We start from the raw sequence: 16008 nt of genomic DNA on the forward strand, positions 1-16008 counted from the left end.
GAGAGTTTAGCAGTAATCGGGGGAGGGCGTGAACGGATTGGGAAACGGCATTTTTCACACATCGCCCATCATTCCCGTCTATAATTACCCCACACCATGATTCCGGGGGCTTCTCATGTTAACCACACTCCAACGCGCCTTGCTGCTTGCCGTCCTGCTGCTGGCGGCTTTACCCACCCTTGCGGCAGAACCCGACCCCACCCCCATCCTGCGCATCGAGCCGGGAATGCACTTCGCCCAAATCAAGCGGATTGACGTGGATGCTGCCGAGCGTTTTATGGTCAGTGCCGCCGATGACAAAACCGCACGGGTGTGGGATTTGCACACCGGCAAGCTGTTGCAGGTGCTGCGCCCGCCGCAGGGTGAGGGGCATGAGGGCAAGTTATTTGCCGTGGCGATTTCCCCGGACGGGGAACAGGTGGCGGTGGCAGGCTGGGACGCGAATATCTACCTCTTCCAGCGCAGCAGCGGCGCATTGCTCACCCGGCTGCGTGACCTGGCTGATGTCATCAACCACCTCGCCTTTTCCCCGGATGGCAGCAAGCTGGCTGTAGCGTTGGGAGAAGGTGGCATCCGCCTGTTCTCCACCCGCGACTGGCAGGAGCTTGCCCGTGACAGTGATTATGGCGGCAACAGCTACAGTGTCGATTTCGATGCGCAGGGGCGTGTGGTCAGCACCAGTTACGATGGTCAGGTGCGCCTGTACGATGCCGGGTTGAAGCTGCTGCACTCATACAAAACGCAGGGCGGCAGCCGCCCGTACTTCGCCCGTTTCTCCCCCGATGGCAAACAAGTGGCTGTGGGCTTTGCCGACAGCACGGCGGTGGAAATCCTCGCCGCTGCCGGTTTGCAGCCCGTGCGCAGGCAGGATACGCAGGGGATTGATAATGGCAATCTGGGCAGGATTGCCTGGTCGCAGGATGGTCGCCGTCTGACTGCGGGTGGGCGTTATGAGGACGGCAACGGCAGGCCGCTGGTGGTCTGGGACAAGGGCGGCGCAGGCAAACGCTCGCTGTGGCGTGCTTCGCAGAATACCGTGATGGACATCAAGCCGCTCAAGGATGGCGGGGTGGTGTATGCCAGTGCTGATCCTGCCATCGGACGGCTGGATGCCAACGGGCAGGTGGTGTGGAAGCAGACTTCCGGGGTGTTGGATTATCGGGATATTGATGTTTCTTTAGGAGATACGGGCGATATGGTTGCCATCCCATATGCCTATGAAACTAAAAAAGGTGATGTTGTTAGGGGTAAATGGGAATGGTTGGTGAATGAACTTCAATCGCCAAAGCAGGGTACTGCTAATCTCAAAGGAGTACGACAAACCGCACCGGGATTGAATATTTCTGAATGGAAAAATACCACACATCCCAAACTCAACGGCCAACCCCTGCCGCTGCAAGACTACGAAACCTCCCACAGCCTCGCCATCGACGCCCAAGGCAACAGCTTCGCGCTGGGTGCGGACTGGTCTTTGCGGCTGTATGGCAAAGACGGCTCCTTGCGCTGGCAACAGTCCGTGCCAGTGGCATGGGCGGTCAATATCAGTGCCGATGACCGCTGGGTGGTGGCAGCACTCGGCGATGGCACGATCCGCTGGTACGAAAAGGCAAGCGGCAAAGAGCGGCTGGCCTTCTACCTGCACCCGGATGAAAAACGCTGGGTGACGTGGACGCCGGAGGGCTTCTACGCCGCTGCCGAGGGTGCGGAGGATCTGATCGGTTATCACCTCAACCGGGGCGCGGATCAGGAAGCCGAATTCGTCGGGGTGGAGCAGTTGCGCCAAGTGTTCGCCCGCGCCGATCTGGTCACCAAAGCGCTGGATGACGACTACCCGCAACTGGCACAGGCCGCGCTGGAAAAAGCAGGCGATGTACGCCAAATCCTGCAAGCCGGTCTGCCACCCACGGTCGAGGTGGGGGGTGGGCCACAGCAGCAACTCAAACAGCGCAGCTTCGATCTGGATGTGACCCTGCATGATCAGGGTGGCGGCATCGGGCGGGTCGAATACCGCGTCAACGGCGAGGTGGTCAACAGTGCCGCCGCCCGCCCGTTTAGCCCACGCTCCCCCGCAGGGCAACAGGCATTGCGCCGCCCATTCTCGCTGCGCAACGGCGACAACACCATCGAAGTAGTGGCCTACAGCAAAAACGACAAGGTGGCTTCCAAACCCGTGCGTGTACAGGTGCAGGTGGATGACCCGGTGCAGCGCGAACCGTCGCTGTACATCCTCAGCATCGGCGTCAGTGACTACCGCGACCAGAGTTTCGCCCTCAAATACGCCGCCGATGACGCGGTGGATTTCGCCGCTGAACTGCAAAAACACGGCGACATGTTCCAGAAGGTCGAACCCAAAGTCCTGCGTGACAAGGACGTGACCCTCGCCAGCATCCACGCCGCATTCGAGGAAATGGCAGCCAAGGTGCAGCCGCAGGACGTGTTCGTGCTCTACCTCGCCGGGCATGGCGTGGTTGCCGATGGGCGCTACCACTACGTGCCGCAGGATGTGGTCTACGAAAACAGCGACGCCATCCGCCAGCAGGCGCTGGGCGAAGAAAAGCTGCGTGACTGGCTGTCACTGGTGGAGGCAGGCAAGCGCGTGATGGTGATCGACACCTGCCACGCGGGCAAAAGCCTCACCACCCTCGCCGCGCTCGACACCCCGGCCGCACGCGGCATGGATGACAAGGCTGCCATCGACCGCCTGATGCAGGCTACCGGCACCTCGATCCTCGCCGCTGCTTCCAGCCAGCAACAGGCACTGGAAGGCATCGCCGAAGGCGGGCAAGGCCACGGCCTGTTCACTCACGTCTTGCTCAAAGGCTTGCAGGGCAAGGCCGACCTGATCAAAGATGGCACGGTCAACGTGGGGGAACTGCAAGCCTACGCCCGTGACGAAGTGCCGCGCCTCTCCAAACAGCAATGGCAATACGAACAGTTCCCCATGTTCCAGTTGAACGGGCAGGACTTCCCGCTTGCGCAGGTCAAATAGTGGGTACGCCGCCGCTCAGGATTTTCATCAGCTATAGCCATGATTCTGATGAACACCGTCATAGGGTTCTAGCACTTTCAGACGGCTTGAATAAAAGCGGTCTGAACTGCGATATTGACCAATACATCAATGGTTCACCGGAAGAAGGCTGGCCTCTGTGGATGGAGCGGATGTTGGAAACAGCATCGTATGTTCTTGTCATTTGCACTGAGACTTATCTGAATCGTGTACAGCGCAAAGAAAAGCAGGGCATCGGCAAGGGCGTAAAGTGGGAGTCATTACTGACTTATCAGGACATTTACGACAACGACGGGTTAAACCGCAAATTTATCCCGGTTGTCTTCACCGCCGATGACACCGTTTTCATTCCCAAACCGCTGCGGGCAGTGTCGCATTACAACCTCAGCATTGAAGGCAGCTACGAAAAATTGCTGCGTCACCTTACAGGGCAACCTGTTGCTGTCAAACCACAACCGGGGCAAGTACCCTCTTTAGCACCGATCAACCATTTTCCTCCACTTTCCCCTGATACCTTGGCGGATATTCACCACCGAGTATTTCTAGCCAATTCATCTCATCAACTTAACCAAGTGAGGTATGAGCTTGAACAATATATGGCAGATTATCCCCATTCTCCCGATGCTTTAATGCTGCTTGACCGTCTAAAAATCGCTATTGAAAAAGAAGATGAACGAAATCGTCTTCCTTCCTCTGCACCTTTAAAAAGTGCCCATATCTCTTGGTGGAGTGTGATCCTATTAGTCCTCGCAATTGTTATGGGGCTGATTTTTTATTGGCTTAGTCAGAAGACAACGCCTATTGGTGAAACCCTGCTCCAACAAGGCGAATACCAGCAAGCCCAACAGGAATGCCAAGCCGCTCCCGCATCCACCGCCCGCGAGCGTTGTTTGCGCATCACCAGCCTGATGCTGGAACCACGTGATGTAGAAACCTTTTACGCCGCCGCCAACCCTGAAGACTCTGCTTACGCATTGGCGGTGATGGGCGAAGCCGAAGCCAGCCGCGAAGACTTCAGCAACGCTGAAAAACACTATCAGGATGCGATTCAGCGTAACCCTGCTGTGGCACAAGCCTATTTCGGTATGGGGCAAATTCGTCAGATGCAAAACCGTGCCGCAGAAGCATTGGACTGGTACAAACAAGCAGTGGATTATGCGCCCAATAACCGCCGTTTCCAGCTAAATCTCGCCTCCACTTATGTCGAACAGGGACAATTACCCGCAGCCGAACAGCACTACCGAAAAGTGTTGTCATTGGATAACAGCACCTTGCTGGCTTACGCCGAGTTAGTGGATGTATTGCTTAAACAGCAGAAAACTGTCGAAGCCCGCGCATTGGCACATCATGCACAACAAGGGCTGGCGAATAATCCCGACTGGAAAAACAGCCCGCTCAATCAGGATGTATGGTTGGTGATGCAGGATGGCAACCCCGCCTATCTGGAAAGCTGGGAAGACAAGCAGGCGTATTTGCTTGCGCAGTTTCAGAAAGCAGGCTTTGTAAGCGAGAATAAATAAAATACTGGCTTGGTTAACCCTCCACCACCCAATCATCCACACTCTTCAGCTCACTGCTAAAATTAATACCCACCAACACCTTCGAGCGCGGATCATCCCGAAATGCCCCCGCGTAATCGCGAGCCTTGATCTGCGCCATTGCCGCCTGTGCCGTTTTATCCAGTTTGAACTCCAGAATATAAATATGCGTTGCCGTTTTCACCACGCAATCAACCCGCCCATTACTCTCATTGACTTCCGCTTCGCTGTACTGCCCCAGATAGAAAAACGTCAAGTAAATCAAACTGTGGTAATACGCCTCACGGTCTTGCAGGAAAATCTGATACGGAATTTTCTTGAATACCGTTTTGATGATTTCAATTACCTCAGGTAAATCATTGCCGTCAAAGGCTTCACTCAGATGCACCACCATTGGTGTTGTCCTGGCAGGTTCAACATGCGCCCATTCCGCCATCAAAAACATCATCATTGACGCACGTACTTCACGGTTAGGGTAATCCAACCAATACATGCCACGTTTATCTTGGTCTTTTAGGGTCAAATAGCCTGTCTGGAACATTACGGGGACAAGCTCTAATTCTTCAAGATCGTAATTGCCCAAAGCCAATTCATCTACCCGCAACTTATCCAGACGATACACTTTCTTGCGGCGCATCAACTTCGGCAAAAACGTCGGTGTGCCCGATTCAAACCAGAAATTGCGGAATGCCTGCGCCTGAAAGAAGCTCAAGATCGAATACGGATTGTAAACGCGGGTACGTAAGTCCCAACTGTAACCGTTATACCATTCACGGATTTTTTCCTGCAATGCCGCACGGGTTAAGCCAAGATAGCTTTCCGTTTCCGGCATATAGGGTGTGAAATAGTGCTCCAATTCCGCTTGTGTATACCCCAATAGCGTGCTGGCACTGCGGTCAAATGTCAGGTCAAACAGGTTATTCAAATCCGAGAAAATCGACACGCGGCTAAACTTCGACACGCCGGTAATCAGCAAAAACTCCAAATACGGATCACTGTCTTTCAGCACCGAATAGAAAGTTTTCATGGTCTGTTGATTGGCTTTGGCTTGCGGAATGTCATCAAGGTAGTCAATCAACGGCTTGTCATATTCGTCGATCAGCAACACCACATTGCCTTGCTGTTTGGCAAGTTTTTCAAGTAGTTCAGCAAACACGTTTTTCAGCGTTGTGCTTACCAAAGTAAGGCCATGTTGCGTTGCAATCGCTTCCAGCGTTTGTTGCAAAGCTGTTTCCAGACCCAAACCCTGATAATCAAGCTTGTTGATAGACAGGTGAATCACGGGGTGGGTCTTGCTCCAATCCCATTGATCCGCGATCCACAGCCCATCAAACAGGGCACGATTGCCTTGGTAGATTTCTTTGATGGTGGAAAGCAACAACGATTTACCAAAACGGCGCGGTCGCGACAGGAAGAAATATTTGCCTTTGCACAGTAACCGTTGGATAGCTTCCGTTTTATCTACGTACAGACAGTCGCGTTCTCTCAACTCTGAAAACGTCTGGATACCAACAGGGAGGCGTTGCAGCATGGTAACAGTCTACGTAAGTAATCACATTGTGAAGGATAGCAGATTCTACACCCATGCCTAAGCCCACCGTCCGATAAACAGCTTGCCGCCTGCTTTTTGCTCCATCAGCGTAGTGCGTGCACTGTAGCGGGTTTTGACAATGTAATCGGGTTCGGATGACCAAGTGACGGTTGAACTGCTGATGCGCCCGTTGCTGTCTAATTCTACGGTCACTTCTTCCGCGTAAGTATTAATCAGCCCAAGGTTGGTGGGTTCAGTGTCGGATGAATTGTCACGTATATCGTCAAATGAACCCACCGCCATCACCAGTTTGCGGGTGCGATTGCCGCTATCCCGCTCAACTTTAATGACATTGACAGTATGGTCGAAACTGCCGTTGCCGCTGTGGTCAATGAAAATCAGATGACCGGGTTGTAACTGATTGACCGGCACTTCTGGTTTGCTGGTGTCACCGCCATTATGGGACGCGCTACTCCAGTCCCACACCCGCGTACAAGCTCGTGCCACGTGATGCGCACTGACTTCAGGGTAATGTACCGCTACGCCGTACAGCATGGAATGTTGCGGATCGAGTTTTTCCACGACTTTTACCGCCTCATAACCCGCCCGATTCGCGGGTGTGCCGCTGTCAGAACGATTGAAAAATCCGCGTGTTTTGTCGCGTGTTGCCACAATCCACGGTTTTTCCACCGCGCCGCGCCGCACCGGATGCGTCAGACTAATAAAACGGTCTTGCAAGATTTGCTTACGGAATTGATCCATCAGAAATAACGCCATGCCCTTGCAATCGGCTTCCACGCGGTTTTGCTTAAGCACTTCCCAGTACGAACCCACCCATTTGCCGTAAGCCACCTGAATTTCGGGGCTTGACCAGTTGTAGATTTCGCGTGTGCCGACGATGCGGATTTCCGGCATTTGTAAACTGCGAAAATCTGACAAATACGCCAAGGGATCAGCGGCTTTCATCGCGGGTGTACGCAAATCCAGTCGCGCCACCACGCTATCCAGTTTGGTGAGCAGCGCGGCATCCACCTTACCTGTGACCGGCAAACCGACCGCACGTTGATAGACCTTGAGCGCGGTTTCAGTATTACCGCCAAATTTTCCATCACATAAATCGTGTAAATGCCCTAACCGTCCGAGCGCGTATTGCACCGCTACCACAGCCCTGCCGCTTGCCCCACGCACGATTTCACCCTGCAAACCATTCGGAAATGCCTTGCGTAATGCCGAGTCCTGAAACGCCATCGCCTTACTCCTTTGTTAACATTGCCATGAGTGTATAAACAAGCTGAGGGATTTGCAGGAATAACACTTTCCTTAACTCCATTTGGGCAGCTATCCCAACAGAATCCGCTGGTGTTATGCTCCGCACGATAAGCTTTTTTAGAAGGAGGAGTCATGTCAGTAAAACACCCTATTGTCGCGATTACCGGTGCGATGGAATCAGGCTCTGTGTCGGTTATTCAGGCGTTGGAGCGGATTTTCTACCGTGAGCGGGTCAAGGCTGTGTATATCGACGGCAGCGCATTTCGTCGTTATGACCGCACAGCGATGCGCGATGAAGTGAATAAGGCCAAAGCGGAAGGCCGTGTGTTAGGGCATTTTGGCCCGGATGGTAATCATCTGGATAAACTCGAAAGCTTGTTTGTTGAATACGCAACGTCTGGTCAAGGTTCACATCGTCATTATCTGCACACTTCGGCGCAAGCGGCTAAATACGGACAGGCTGTAGGCACATTTACCCCTTGGGAAAGCATGGATTCCGACAGCGATTTATTGTTGTATCGTGGTTTACACGGTGCGGCGGTAGCCGATGGCATTAATATTGCGCAACATCCTGACTTGTCGATTGGGATTGCGCCGAATGCTAATCTGGAGTGGATGGCGAAAATTCAGCACGAAATCCACGATCGTGGCGTGGCTTTAGATGACGTGAAAAATGGCTTGCTGAATCGTCTGCACGATTATGTGCATCACATTACCCCGCAATTCATGCGTACCCATATCAATTTTCAGCTTATTCCGTTGGTGGATACTTCCGATCCGTTTGCCGCAGAACCTGTGCCGACAGCCGATGAATGTTATTTAATTATTCATTTCTGCGATAAATATTGGCCGGATTTCCAGCCTTTGCTGGCAGACATTCCGGGCGCGTTCATGACGCGCCGCAATACAATGGTAGTGCCGAGCAGCAAGATGTTAATGGCGATTGAACTGGTGTTGATGCCGATCATTCACGACCTGATTATTGCAAGTCGTGAAGTGCGCGGTATTACCGATGTTGCCGAAGACCGTGGTGCGGGGCTGTGCGCTTAGTACGGATGGTAAGTGGTAATCGGATCAAGTACCGTAGGGATGCCATCCATCCGTGCATCGGTTTTAGGGAAGTCGAGGGTGTAATGCAGTCCGCGACTTTCCTTACGCAACAACGCTGAACGGATAATCAACCGTGCCACCACTGCCAAGTTACGCAACTCGATCAAATCGCTGCTAATACGGAAATTGGCGTAATATTCATCAATTTCCCGTAGCAGCAATTCAATCCGATTACGGGCGCGTTCAAGGCGTTTGGTGGTGCGTACAATCCCGACGTAATCCCACATAAAGCGGCGAATTTCATCCCAGTTATGGGTAATCACCACGCGCTCATCCGAGTCTGTAACCCGACTTTCATCCCACACTGGCATGGGTAAATCCAGCGGGGCTTCGTTGAGGCGTGCGCTAATGTCGTGTCCTGCGGCCTGCCCGTAAACAATGCACTCCAGCAACGAGTTACTCGCCATGCGGTTCGCGCCATGCAAGCCCGTGTAAGACGCTTCACCAATGCAATAGAGTGCGTCAACATCAGTGCGCCCGTTTAAATCGGTCATAACCCCGCCGCAGGTATAATGCGCTGCGGGTACGACTGGCACGGGTTGCTTGCTCATGTCATAGCCAAATTTTTCACAAGTGGCGTACACATTGGGGAAGTGACTAATAATGAAATCTTTTGGTTTGTGGCTAATATCGAGATAAACGCAATCCAGCCCCAGCCGTTTCATTTCGTGGTCGATGGCGCGTGCCACAATGTCACGTGGGGCTAATTCTGCACGCGGGTCAAAACGCGGCATGAAACGGGTTCCGTCCGGCAATAACAAACGCCCGCCTTCGCCGCGCACCGCTTCGGTGATAAGGCTGGATTTTGCGTGCGGGTGATACAAACAGGTGGGGTGGAATTGCATGAATTCCATATTGGCGACCCGACACCCCGCCCGCCAAGCCATCGCAATGCCATCGCCGCTTGCCCCGTCGGGGTTGCTGGTATACAGATAAACCTTGCTGGCTCCGCCGGTAGCAATGGTGGTAAACCGTGCTTGCAGGGTGCTAATTTTTTTGGTTTTTCGATTAAAAATGTACGCGCCCACGCAACGGTTATCCCGATGACCGAGTTTGCGGCTGGTAATTAAATCAATCGCAATATGGTGTTCTAGCACGGTGATATTCGGGCGATGGCTGATTTGTGCCACAAGGGTGTTTTCAATCGCCGCACCACTGGCATCGGCAGCGTGGGCAATGCGACGGTGGCTATGACCGCCTTCACGGGTTAAGTGCAGGCGTGACTGGTCGTGTTCATCGCGGGTAAACGGTACACCGGCATCCAGCAACCATTCGATAGATTTTGCCCCATGTTCCGCCGTCATCCGCACCACATCCGCGTCACACAAACCCGCACCGGCGTTGAGGGTGTCTTCAACGTGTGAATCCACGCTGTCGGTTGCATCTAATACCGCTGACATCCCGCCTTGTGCGTACACGGTACTGCCTTCGGTAATCACATCTTTGCTCAAAATCGCAATCGTACAGGTTTCCGGTAAGCTGAGTGCGAGGGTAAGTCCGGCAGCTCCGCTGCCAATAATAAGCACGTCGTACACAATGTAGCTCCTGCTAGAGGGGGCGATATTACGCCGGATTATGATTCTGGTGTTGACAGCCAACTTGTAGGATATAATCTTGGCGGAAAACAACTATGGAGTACAGCCCTGATGGGCGAGAAGCCTACTGATCTCGAACTGGTTCAACGGATCCAGACCGGGGATAAAAAATCGTTTGACGTTCTGGTGCTTAAATACCAGCACAAGGTTGTTAGCCTAGTGCTGCGTTATGTGCATGATCATGATACTGCGCAGGATGTGGCGCAAGAAGCCTTTATTAAAGCCTATCGTGGCCTTAAGAATTTCCGTGGCGAAAGTGCGTTTTACACTTGGTTGTACCGCATTGCGATCAATACAGCGAAAAATCATCTGGTTTCACAGGGTCGTCGAATACCGGATACTGATATTGATGCAGAAGAAGCGGAACAATTTGGGGGGGAGTCCGCTCTAAAGGAATACGCAACGCCTGAACATGAATTATTGACGGCGGAAATCCAGCGGGTCGTTAATCGGGCGATTGACGATTTACCCGAAGATTTGCGCACAGCCATCATGTTGCGTGAACTGGAAGGGATGAGTTACGAAGAAATTGCGGTGACAATGGAATGTCCGATAGGTACTGTGCGTTCGCGGATTTTCCGTGCGCGTGAGTCAATTGATAAGGTCTTGAGGCCATTGCTGAGTTAAAACCCCACGAGAGTAGTGTCTCAAGGTGCAGGTGAAACAAATGAACACAAGTAAAACAGAATTCTTATCGGCTTTATTAGACGATGAGGCGGGTGAATTTGAGCAACGTCGGTTGCTGAATGAGCTGAACAAAGATGCTGAATTAGGGCAAACGTTATCGCGTTACGCGCTCATGGGTGAAGTGATGCGTGCGGGCAATAGCGGTCAACGCATGGGTTCGGGCATGTCGTTACTGGCGCGTATTCATGACGAGCTGGACGCCGAACCGGTGTATGCTGAAAACGTTATTCCCTTGCCGGTTGCTAAACCTAAATATTCCTACAAAACCTTGGGAATGGGTATGGCAGCAGCGGTGGGAGCTATCGCCTTAGGCGGCGTATTGTTCTTGCAACAACCCACTAGCGAAACCCAGCCGTTGGCAACGATGCCTGCAACCACGCCAGCCACTTCCGCACCTGTTGCAGCACAAGCCTTGGCTGCGTTACCGGCAGCCGACAGTGTGGATGCACGGATTCAGCAAGTTGGGCGGATTGACCCGCAAACCCGCGACATTCTTAAACAGTACGTGGCGCAGCATGTTAAATATGCTTCAACCACAGCCATTGCTCCTTCAATTCGAGCGGTTTCTTATGCCAATGAACGTTAAACTTAAGCTGTTAGTGTCCGTGCTGCTGGCATTGCCTACGGTCAGTATGGCAGACCAAGCTGCTGATCTGTTGGCGAAAATGCGCGGTGCGGTGCACACCTTGAGTTACCAAGGAACGTTGGTGTATGCGCGGGGCAATGAGCTTTCCACCTACCAGATTCGGCATGTGTTGGAAGGTGGTGCGGAAAAAGACAGCGTGATTCGCTTAACGCAGGGTGCGCAAGGCACGAATGCGCCAGCGGAAGAAAGTTTTTCACTGGCGAAATTCGAGCAAGTGCAACCGCAAATGGAGCAGGTTTACGCGCTAGATGTCGGCGGTGAAGAATCCGTTGCCGGGCAAACTTGCCGTATCGTGGTGGCACGCCCGCGTGACCGGATGCGTTATTTACAACGTTACTGCATTGATCCAAACAGCGGGATGTTGTTGAAATACGCCTTGGTGGATCGTTCGCATCAATCGGTTGAACAATTAATGTTTACCGCGTTGACGATTAATCCGCCGAGTGAAGCTGTTGTTGCACCGGCAATGGCAGTACCTCCACCTAGTGTTGCGGTTAAAGCGGAAGCGTTACCAGCCACAGTTAAAAACGATGCAGAATGGTCGTTTAGTGCGTTGCCAATGGGTTTTCAGCAAACACGCAATTTGGAACAAGCGGGTGCGGCAGGGCAAGCAGCAGTGCGTCAAATAATTTTGTCGGATGGCATGACTTCGGTATCGGTGTTTATTGCGCGTCCAGACAGCCCCGGTGTGCCGGAAGCCTTGTCTTTGTCAGCGGGTGCTATGAATATTTTCACCACCGAAGTGGATGGGCATAAGGTGACTTTGGTGGGTGAAGTGCCGGTAGCGACGTTGGAGAGTATTAGTAAAGGCTTACGTCATGCTCGCTGATCAGAAAGATCCATTGATTAAGTTTAAAGCAAGCTCCTCAGTATATGATGGTGACATAACATCAATAACGAGGGAGCACAAAATGATTGAACAAACAGCAACCGTTGTCAGCGTTGAGGCTGGTTACGCGTGGGTAATCCCACAACAAGCGGCTGGAAGTTGTGGTTCTTGCAAATCCAGTGGTTCGTGCGCAACCTCGTCACCACTGGAATTATTGTCACGTAAAGAGCCGCAGAAAATGCGGGTGTTGAACCCATTGTACGCACGTCCCGGTGAGCAGGTTGTGGTGGGAATGCAGGGTGAAGCGTTAATTGTCTATTCTCTATTAGCGTACTTAGTGCCGCTATTAGCTCTATTATTTGCAGCATTTATCGGGAGTGAAGTGTTTGCTTTCTTAGGCTTTAATGATGAGTTAGGGGCGATGTTAGCGGGTGTGGCTGGGCTATTGGGCGGTTTGCGCTTTGCTAATTTATTTAGTTTGCGTTCGTTAAATTCGCCAGATTTTCAGCCGGTTATTTTACGCGCTAAAGAGTCTGTGATTTATAGCCAGATTATTCCTTCCCCTTGATTCTTAGTTACTTTCTCCCGCATAGTGTGGCTTGTTTGAGTCACGCTCAGGAGAAAGGGCTTTATGTCGCAACGATTCTTATCCGCCGTATTGCTGGTGTGCTGCCAGTTAGCAGCCGCCAACCTTTACGCGCGTGATTTGCCAGACTTCACCCGTCTGGTAAAAGCTAACAGCCCCGCTGTGGTTAATATCAGCAGTCAACTGCCTTTCCCTGATCTACCCCTTTCGCTGCAAGACAAACCACAATCGCCCGAAACCGATGCCTTATTTGATGAATTGATGCGTCAATTGCTGGAGGAGGGCGGCGGCACGAATCCGTTTAATTTCGATGGAAAAGCCCACGGTTCGGGATTCGTGTATTCCACTGACGGTTATATTGTCACCAACCACCACGTCGTCAATGCCGCTTCTGACATTAAGGTCAAGCTCAACGATGGGCGCGAATTGCCCGCTCGTTTGATTGGCAGCGATGAACGCACCGATCTTGCTTTATTGAAAGTAGATGCGCGGCGTTTACCCGTTTTAAAGCTAGGTAACTCGAAAAAGCTCGAAGTGGGCGAGTGGGTGTTGGCTATTGGTTCCCCGTTTGGTTTTGAACACAGTGCGACTGCCGGTATTGTCAGTGCTAAGGGGCGCAGTTTACCCAATGGTAACTACGTGCCGTTTATTCAAACCGATGTGGCGATTAATCCTGGCAATTCCGGTAGCCCATTATTCAATTTAAAAGGCGAAGTGGTGGGCATTAATTCGCAGATTTACAGCGGTTCCGGTGGTTTCATGGGGGTATCGTTTGCGATTCCGATTGATCTTGCCCGCGATGTGATTCAGCAGTTAAAGAATCAGGGTCGGGTATCACGTGGGTGGCTGGGAATTTACATCGGTGAAATGGATGCGGCTTTGGTGCGTTCCTTGAAGTTACCCAAACCGATGGGGGCGTTAGTAACAGAGGTGTTGCCTCACAGTCCTGCGGTGGGGGTGCTGCAAGCCAACGATGTGATCGTGGCTTTTGAGGGCAAACCGATTGCGAATGCGGCGGCATTGCCGTTGTTAGTGGGGGCGACAACCTTGGGTAAAACGGTCAATTTACGCATTTTGCGTGGCGGACAGGCGCAAGTGGTGCAGCTCATGATCACGGAATTACCCAATAACAGCGAATTGGATGGCGCGAATGCAACTCAGTGAAGCAAAAAAGCATCTGAGCGTGTATCATCGCGTGGGCTGCCATTTGTGTGACGAGATGGTGGCTCTTTTGGCTGAATTTCAGGATGAACTGGACTTTAGTTTCGTGCTGGTTGACATCGACGCTGACGCAGACCTGGAGGTGCGTTTCAATGCTGATGTTCCAGTGGTGGCGTGGGGAGAGCGGATTTTGTTCCGGCATTTCTTCGACGAAGCGATTTTGAGGCAAGCATTACAGCATGGGTGAGGCGAACAAGAACATCCGCAACTTTTCGATTATTGCGCATATTGACCACGGTAAATCGACACTTTCCGACCGCTTTATTCAGTATTGCGGTGGTTTAGAACAGCGTGAAATGGAAGCACAAGTACTGGATTCAATGGATCTGGAGCGTGAGCGCGGCATTACTATTAAGGCGCAGAGCGTCTCACTGGATTACAAAGCGCGTAATGGCGAAACCTATCATTTAAACTTTATCGACACCCCTGGGCACGTGGATTTTTCTTATGAAGTTTCACGTTCATTGTCCGCTTGCGATGGCGCATTGCTGGTGGTGGATGCGTCACAAGGTGTGGAAGCGCAAAGTGTTGCCAACTGCTACACCGCGATTGACCTGAATCTGGAAGTTGTCCCCGTCCTCAATAAAATTGACTTGCCTGCGGCTGATCCTGACCGTGTGTGCCAAGAAATCGAAGATATTATCGGCATTGATGCATCGGAAGCGATTCACGTCAGTGCTAAGAGCGGCATCGGTATTGAAGACCTGCTCGAACAGTTGGTGCAACGCATTCCACCACCCGTGGGCGACCCTGATGCGCCGCTAAAAGCCTTGATCATTGACTCGTGGTTTGACAACTACCTCGGCGTAGTAGTGTTGGTGCGGGTGATTGACGGCGAAATTCGCAAAAAAATGAAAATTCGCTTTATGTCCAGCGGGCGTGATTTCCAAGTCGAACGTGTTGGCGTGTACACCCCGAAAATGAAAGATTTGGACGTATTACGCGCGGGTGAAGTGGGTTTCATGATTTCCGGCATCAAGGAAATCGCCGTCGCAAAAGTGGGCGACACGCTGACCGATGCGCAACGTCCAGCCAGTGTTCCGTTACAAGGCTTTAAGGAAATTCAGCCACGTGTTTTAGCTGGTTTGTTCCCGATTGAATCTGACCAGTACGAAAACTTACGTGACGCGCTTTCCAAGCTGAAATTGAACGATTCCGCGTTGTTCTATGAACCAGAAACTTCGCAAGCCTTGGGCTTTGGTTTCCGTTGCGGCTTCTTGGGTATGTTGCACATGGAAATTGTGCAAGAGCGTCTGGAACGTGAATACAACCTTGATTTGATTTCCACCGCGCCGACGGTTATTTACGAAGTCGTCTTGACCAATGGCGAGAAAAGTTTCATCCACAGCCCGTCTGAATTGCCACCGATTAATAAGTTGGCGGAAATCCGTGAGCCGATCATTGTGGGGACGATTCTCGTGCCGCAAGAGTATGTGGGCAACGTGATTACCCTGTGCATTGAAAAGCGCGGCGTACAAAAGAATATGCAGTACATGGGTGCGCAAGTGTCGCTGACCTTTGAATTGCCGTTAGCTGAAGTGGTTATGGACTTTTTTGACCGCTTGAAATCGTGCAGCCGTGGTTATGCGTCATTCGATTACGCGATGAACCGTTTTGAAGCCGCGCCAATGGTGCGCGTTGACGTGCTGGTAAATGGTGAAAAAGTTGACGCACTGGCGTTGATGATTCACCGCGACTTCGCTCAGTCTCGCGGGCGCATGTTGGTAGAAAAGATGAAAGACCTGATTCCGCGCCAGATGTACGAAGTGGCGATTCAGGCAGCAATTGGCAGCAATATTATTGCCCGTAGCACCGTCAAAGCGATGCGCAAAGACGTAACGGCGAAATGTTATGGCGGTGACGTGAGCCGTAAGCGCAAGTTGCTGGAAAAGCAAAAAGAAGGCAAAAAACGCATGAAGCAGGTCGGCAGCGTGGAAATTCCACAAGAAGCCTTCCTCGCTGTGCTAAGAGTTAGCGATAAGTAACACG

Annotated in this window: 13 protein-coding genes; 10 read left to right on the forward strand and 3 right to left on the reverse strand. The window is 52.1% G+C overall.

The genetic code is table 11. The annotated features are described in order from the left end of the window. Positions 1 to 115: 115 nt before the first annotated feature. Both J9260_RS07660 and J9260_RS07665 read left to right on the forward strand, forming a co-directional pair. Positions 116 to 2989 carry a caspase family protein gene (locus tag J9260_RS07660; RefSeq protein WP_210220413.1) on the forward strand — a complete coding sequence of 958 codons (2874 nt, stop codon included), beginning with the start codon at positions 116 to 118 and terminating at the stop codon, positions 2987 to 2989. Next, positions 2920 to 4527, forward strand: a complete 1608-nt coding sequence (locus tag J9260_RS07665; RefSeq protein WP_246499696.1) for a tetratricopeptide repeat protein — start codon at positions 2920 to 2922, stop codon at positions 4525 to 4527. The genes J9260_RS07660 and J9260_RS07665 overlap by 70 nt, the downstream gene beginning before the upstream one ends. A gap of 13 nt (positions 4528 to 4540) precedes the next feature. On the opposite strand, the gene J9260_RS07670 is transcribed toward J9260_RS07665, so the two are convergent. Next, positions 4541 to 6076, reverse strand: a complete 1536-nt coding sequence (locus tag J9260_RS07670) for an ATP-binding protein (protein WP_210220415.1) — start codon at positions 6074 to 6076, stop codon at positions 4541 to 4543. A gap of 57 nt (positions 6077 to 6133) precedes the next feature. Beyond that, positions 6134 to 7324 carry a peptidoglycan-binding domain-containing protein gene (locus tag J9260_RS07675; protein ID WP_210220416.1) on the reverse strand — a complete coding sequence of 397 codons (1191 nt, stop codon included), beginning with the start codon at positions 7322 to 7324 and terminating at the stop codon, positions 6134 to 6136. A 153-nt stretch (positions 7325 to 7477) separates the two neighbouring features. Here J9260_RS07675 and J9260_RS07680 point away from each other — a divergent pair, with 153 nt between their 5' ends. Next, a complete protein-coding gene (locus J9260_RS07680) occupies positions 7478 to 8395 on the forward strand; it encodes a phosphoribulokinase (protein WP_210220417.1) in 918 nt (305 codons plus the stop codon). On the opposite strand, the gene nadB is transcribed toward J9260_RS07680, so the two are convergent. Continuing rightward, on the reverse strand, positions 8392 to 9990 hold the full coding sequence (gene nadB / locus J9260_RS07685) for an L-aspartate oxidase (RefSeq protein ID WP_210220418.1): 1599 nt from the start codon (positions 9988 to 9990) through the stop codon (positions 8392 to 8394). The two genes, J9260_RS07680 and nadB, sit on opposite strands and share 4 nt — an antisense overlap. A gap of 111 nt (positions 9991 to 10101) precedes the next feature. Between nadB and rpoE the strand changes: the two genes are divergently transcribed. The 7 genes from rpoE (at position 10102) to lepA (ending at position 16004) form a co-directional block, all read left to right on the forward strand. After that, the gene (rpoE, locus tag J9260_RS07690; RefSeq protein ID WP_210220419.1) at positions 10102 to 10677 is read left to right on the forward strand and encodes an RNA polymerase sigma factor RpoE; all 576 of its coding nucleotides are present in this window, start codon (positions 10102 to 10104) and stop codon (positions 10675 to 10677) included. 40 nt (positions 10678 to 10717) lie between these two features. Beyond that, complete coding sequence (locus J9260_RS07695; protein ID WP_210220420.1) at positions 10718 to 11323, forward strand: sigma-E factor negative regulatory protein; 606 nt, start codon at positions 10718 to 10720, stop codon at positions 11321 to 11323. Beyond that, the gene (locus J9260_RS07700; RefSeq protein WP_210220421.1) at positions 11313 to 12212 is read left to right on the forward strand and encodes a MucB/RseB C-terminal domain-containing protein; all 900 of its coding nucleotides are present in this window, start codon (positions 11313 to 11315) and stop codon (positions 12210 to 12212) included. The genes J9260_RS07695 and J9260_RS07700 overlap by 11 nt, the downstream gene beginning before the upstream one ends. 82 nt (positions 12213 to 12294) lie before the next feature. Then, positions 12295 to 12780, forward strand: a complete 486-nt coding sequence (locus J9260_RS07705; RefSeq protein WP_210220422.1) for a SoxR reducing system RseC family protein — start codon at positions 12295 to 12297, stop codon at positions 12778 to 12780. A 63-nt stretch (positions 12781 to 12843) separates the two neighbouring features. Further along, positions 12844 to 13962 (forward strand): trypsin-like peptidase domain-containing protein, encoded by a 1119-nt coding sequence (locus tag J9260_RS07710; RefSeq protein ID WP_210220423.1) that lies wholly within the window; start codon positions 12844 to 12846, stop codon positions 13960 to 13962. Further along, positions 13949 to 14206, forward strand: a complete 258-nt coding sequence (locus J9260_RS07715; RefSeq protein WP_210220424.1) for a glutaredoxin family protein — start codon at positions 13949 to 13951, stop codon at positions 14204 to 14206. Before J9260_RS07710 ends, J9260_RS07715 begins: the two co-directional genes overlap by 14 nt. Further along, the gene (lepA, locus tag J9260_RS07720) at positions 14199 to 16004 is read left to right on the forward strand and encodes a translation elongation factor 4 (RefSeq protein WP_210220425.1); all 1806 of its coding nucleotides are present in this window, start codon (positions 14199 to 14201) and stop codon (positions 16002 to 16004) included. Before J9260_RS07715 ends, lepA begins: the two co-directional genes overlap by 8 nt. Positions 16005 to 16008: the final 4 nt, after the last annotated feature.

This window comes from Thiothrix unzii, from assembly GCF_017901175.1.
GTDB lineage: Bacteria > Pseudomonadota > Gammaproteobacteria > Thiotrichales > Thiotrichaceae > Thiothrix > Thiothrix unzii.

Excerpts from the sequence above, each read along its gene's own strand:
- rpoE (WP_210220419.1), top strand. The coding sequence starts at position 10,102 with ATGGGCGAGAAGCCTACTGATCTCGAACTGGTTCAACGGATCCAGACC.
- J9260_RS07695 (WP_210220420.1), top strand. The coding sequence starts at position 10,718 with ATGAACACAAGTAAAACAGAATTCTTATCGGCTTTATTAGACGATGAG.
- lepA (WP_210220425.1), top strand. The coding sequence starts at position 14,199 with ATGGGTGAGGCGAACAAGAACATCCGCAACTTTTCGATTATTGCGCAT.
- J9260_RS07680 (WP_210220417.1), top strand. The coding sequence starts at position 7,478 with ATGTCAGTAAAACACCCTATTGTCGCGATTACCGGTGCGATGGAATCA.
- J9260_RS07665 (WP_246499696.1), top strand. The coding sequence starts at position 2,920 with ATGGCAATACGAACAGTTCCCCATGTTCCAGTTGAACGGGCAGGACTT.
- J9260_RS07670 (WP_210220415.1), bottom strand. The coding sequence starts at position 6,076 with ATGCTGCAACGCCTCCCTGTTGGTATCCAGACGTTTTCAGAGTTGAGA.
- J9260_RS07675 (WP_210220416.1), bottom strand. The coding sequence starts at position 7,324 with ATGGCGTTTCAGGACTCGGCATTACGCAAGGCATTTCCGAATGGTTTG.
- J9260_RS07660 (WP_210220413.1), top strand. The coding sequence starts at position 116 with ATGTTAACCACACTCCAACGCGCCTTGCTGCTTGCCGTCCTGCTGCTG.
- J9260_RS07715 (WP_210220424.1), top strand. The coding sequence starts at position 13,949 with ATGCAACTCAGTGAAGCAAAAAAGCATCTGAGCGTGTATCATCGCGTG.
- J9260_RS07700 (WP_210220421.1), top strand. The coding sequence starts at position 11,313 with ATGAACGTTAAACTTAAGCTGTTAGTGTCCGTGCTGCTGGCATTGCCT.
- J9260_RS07705 (WP_210220422.1), top strand. The coding sequence starts at position 12,295 with ATGATTGAACAAACAGCAACCGTTGTCAGCGTTGAGGCTGGTTACGCG.
- J9260_RS07710 (WP_210220423.1), top strand. The coding sequence starts at position 12,844 with ATGTCGCAACGATTCTTATCCGCCGTATTGCTGGTGTGCTGCCAGTTA.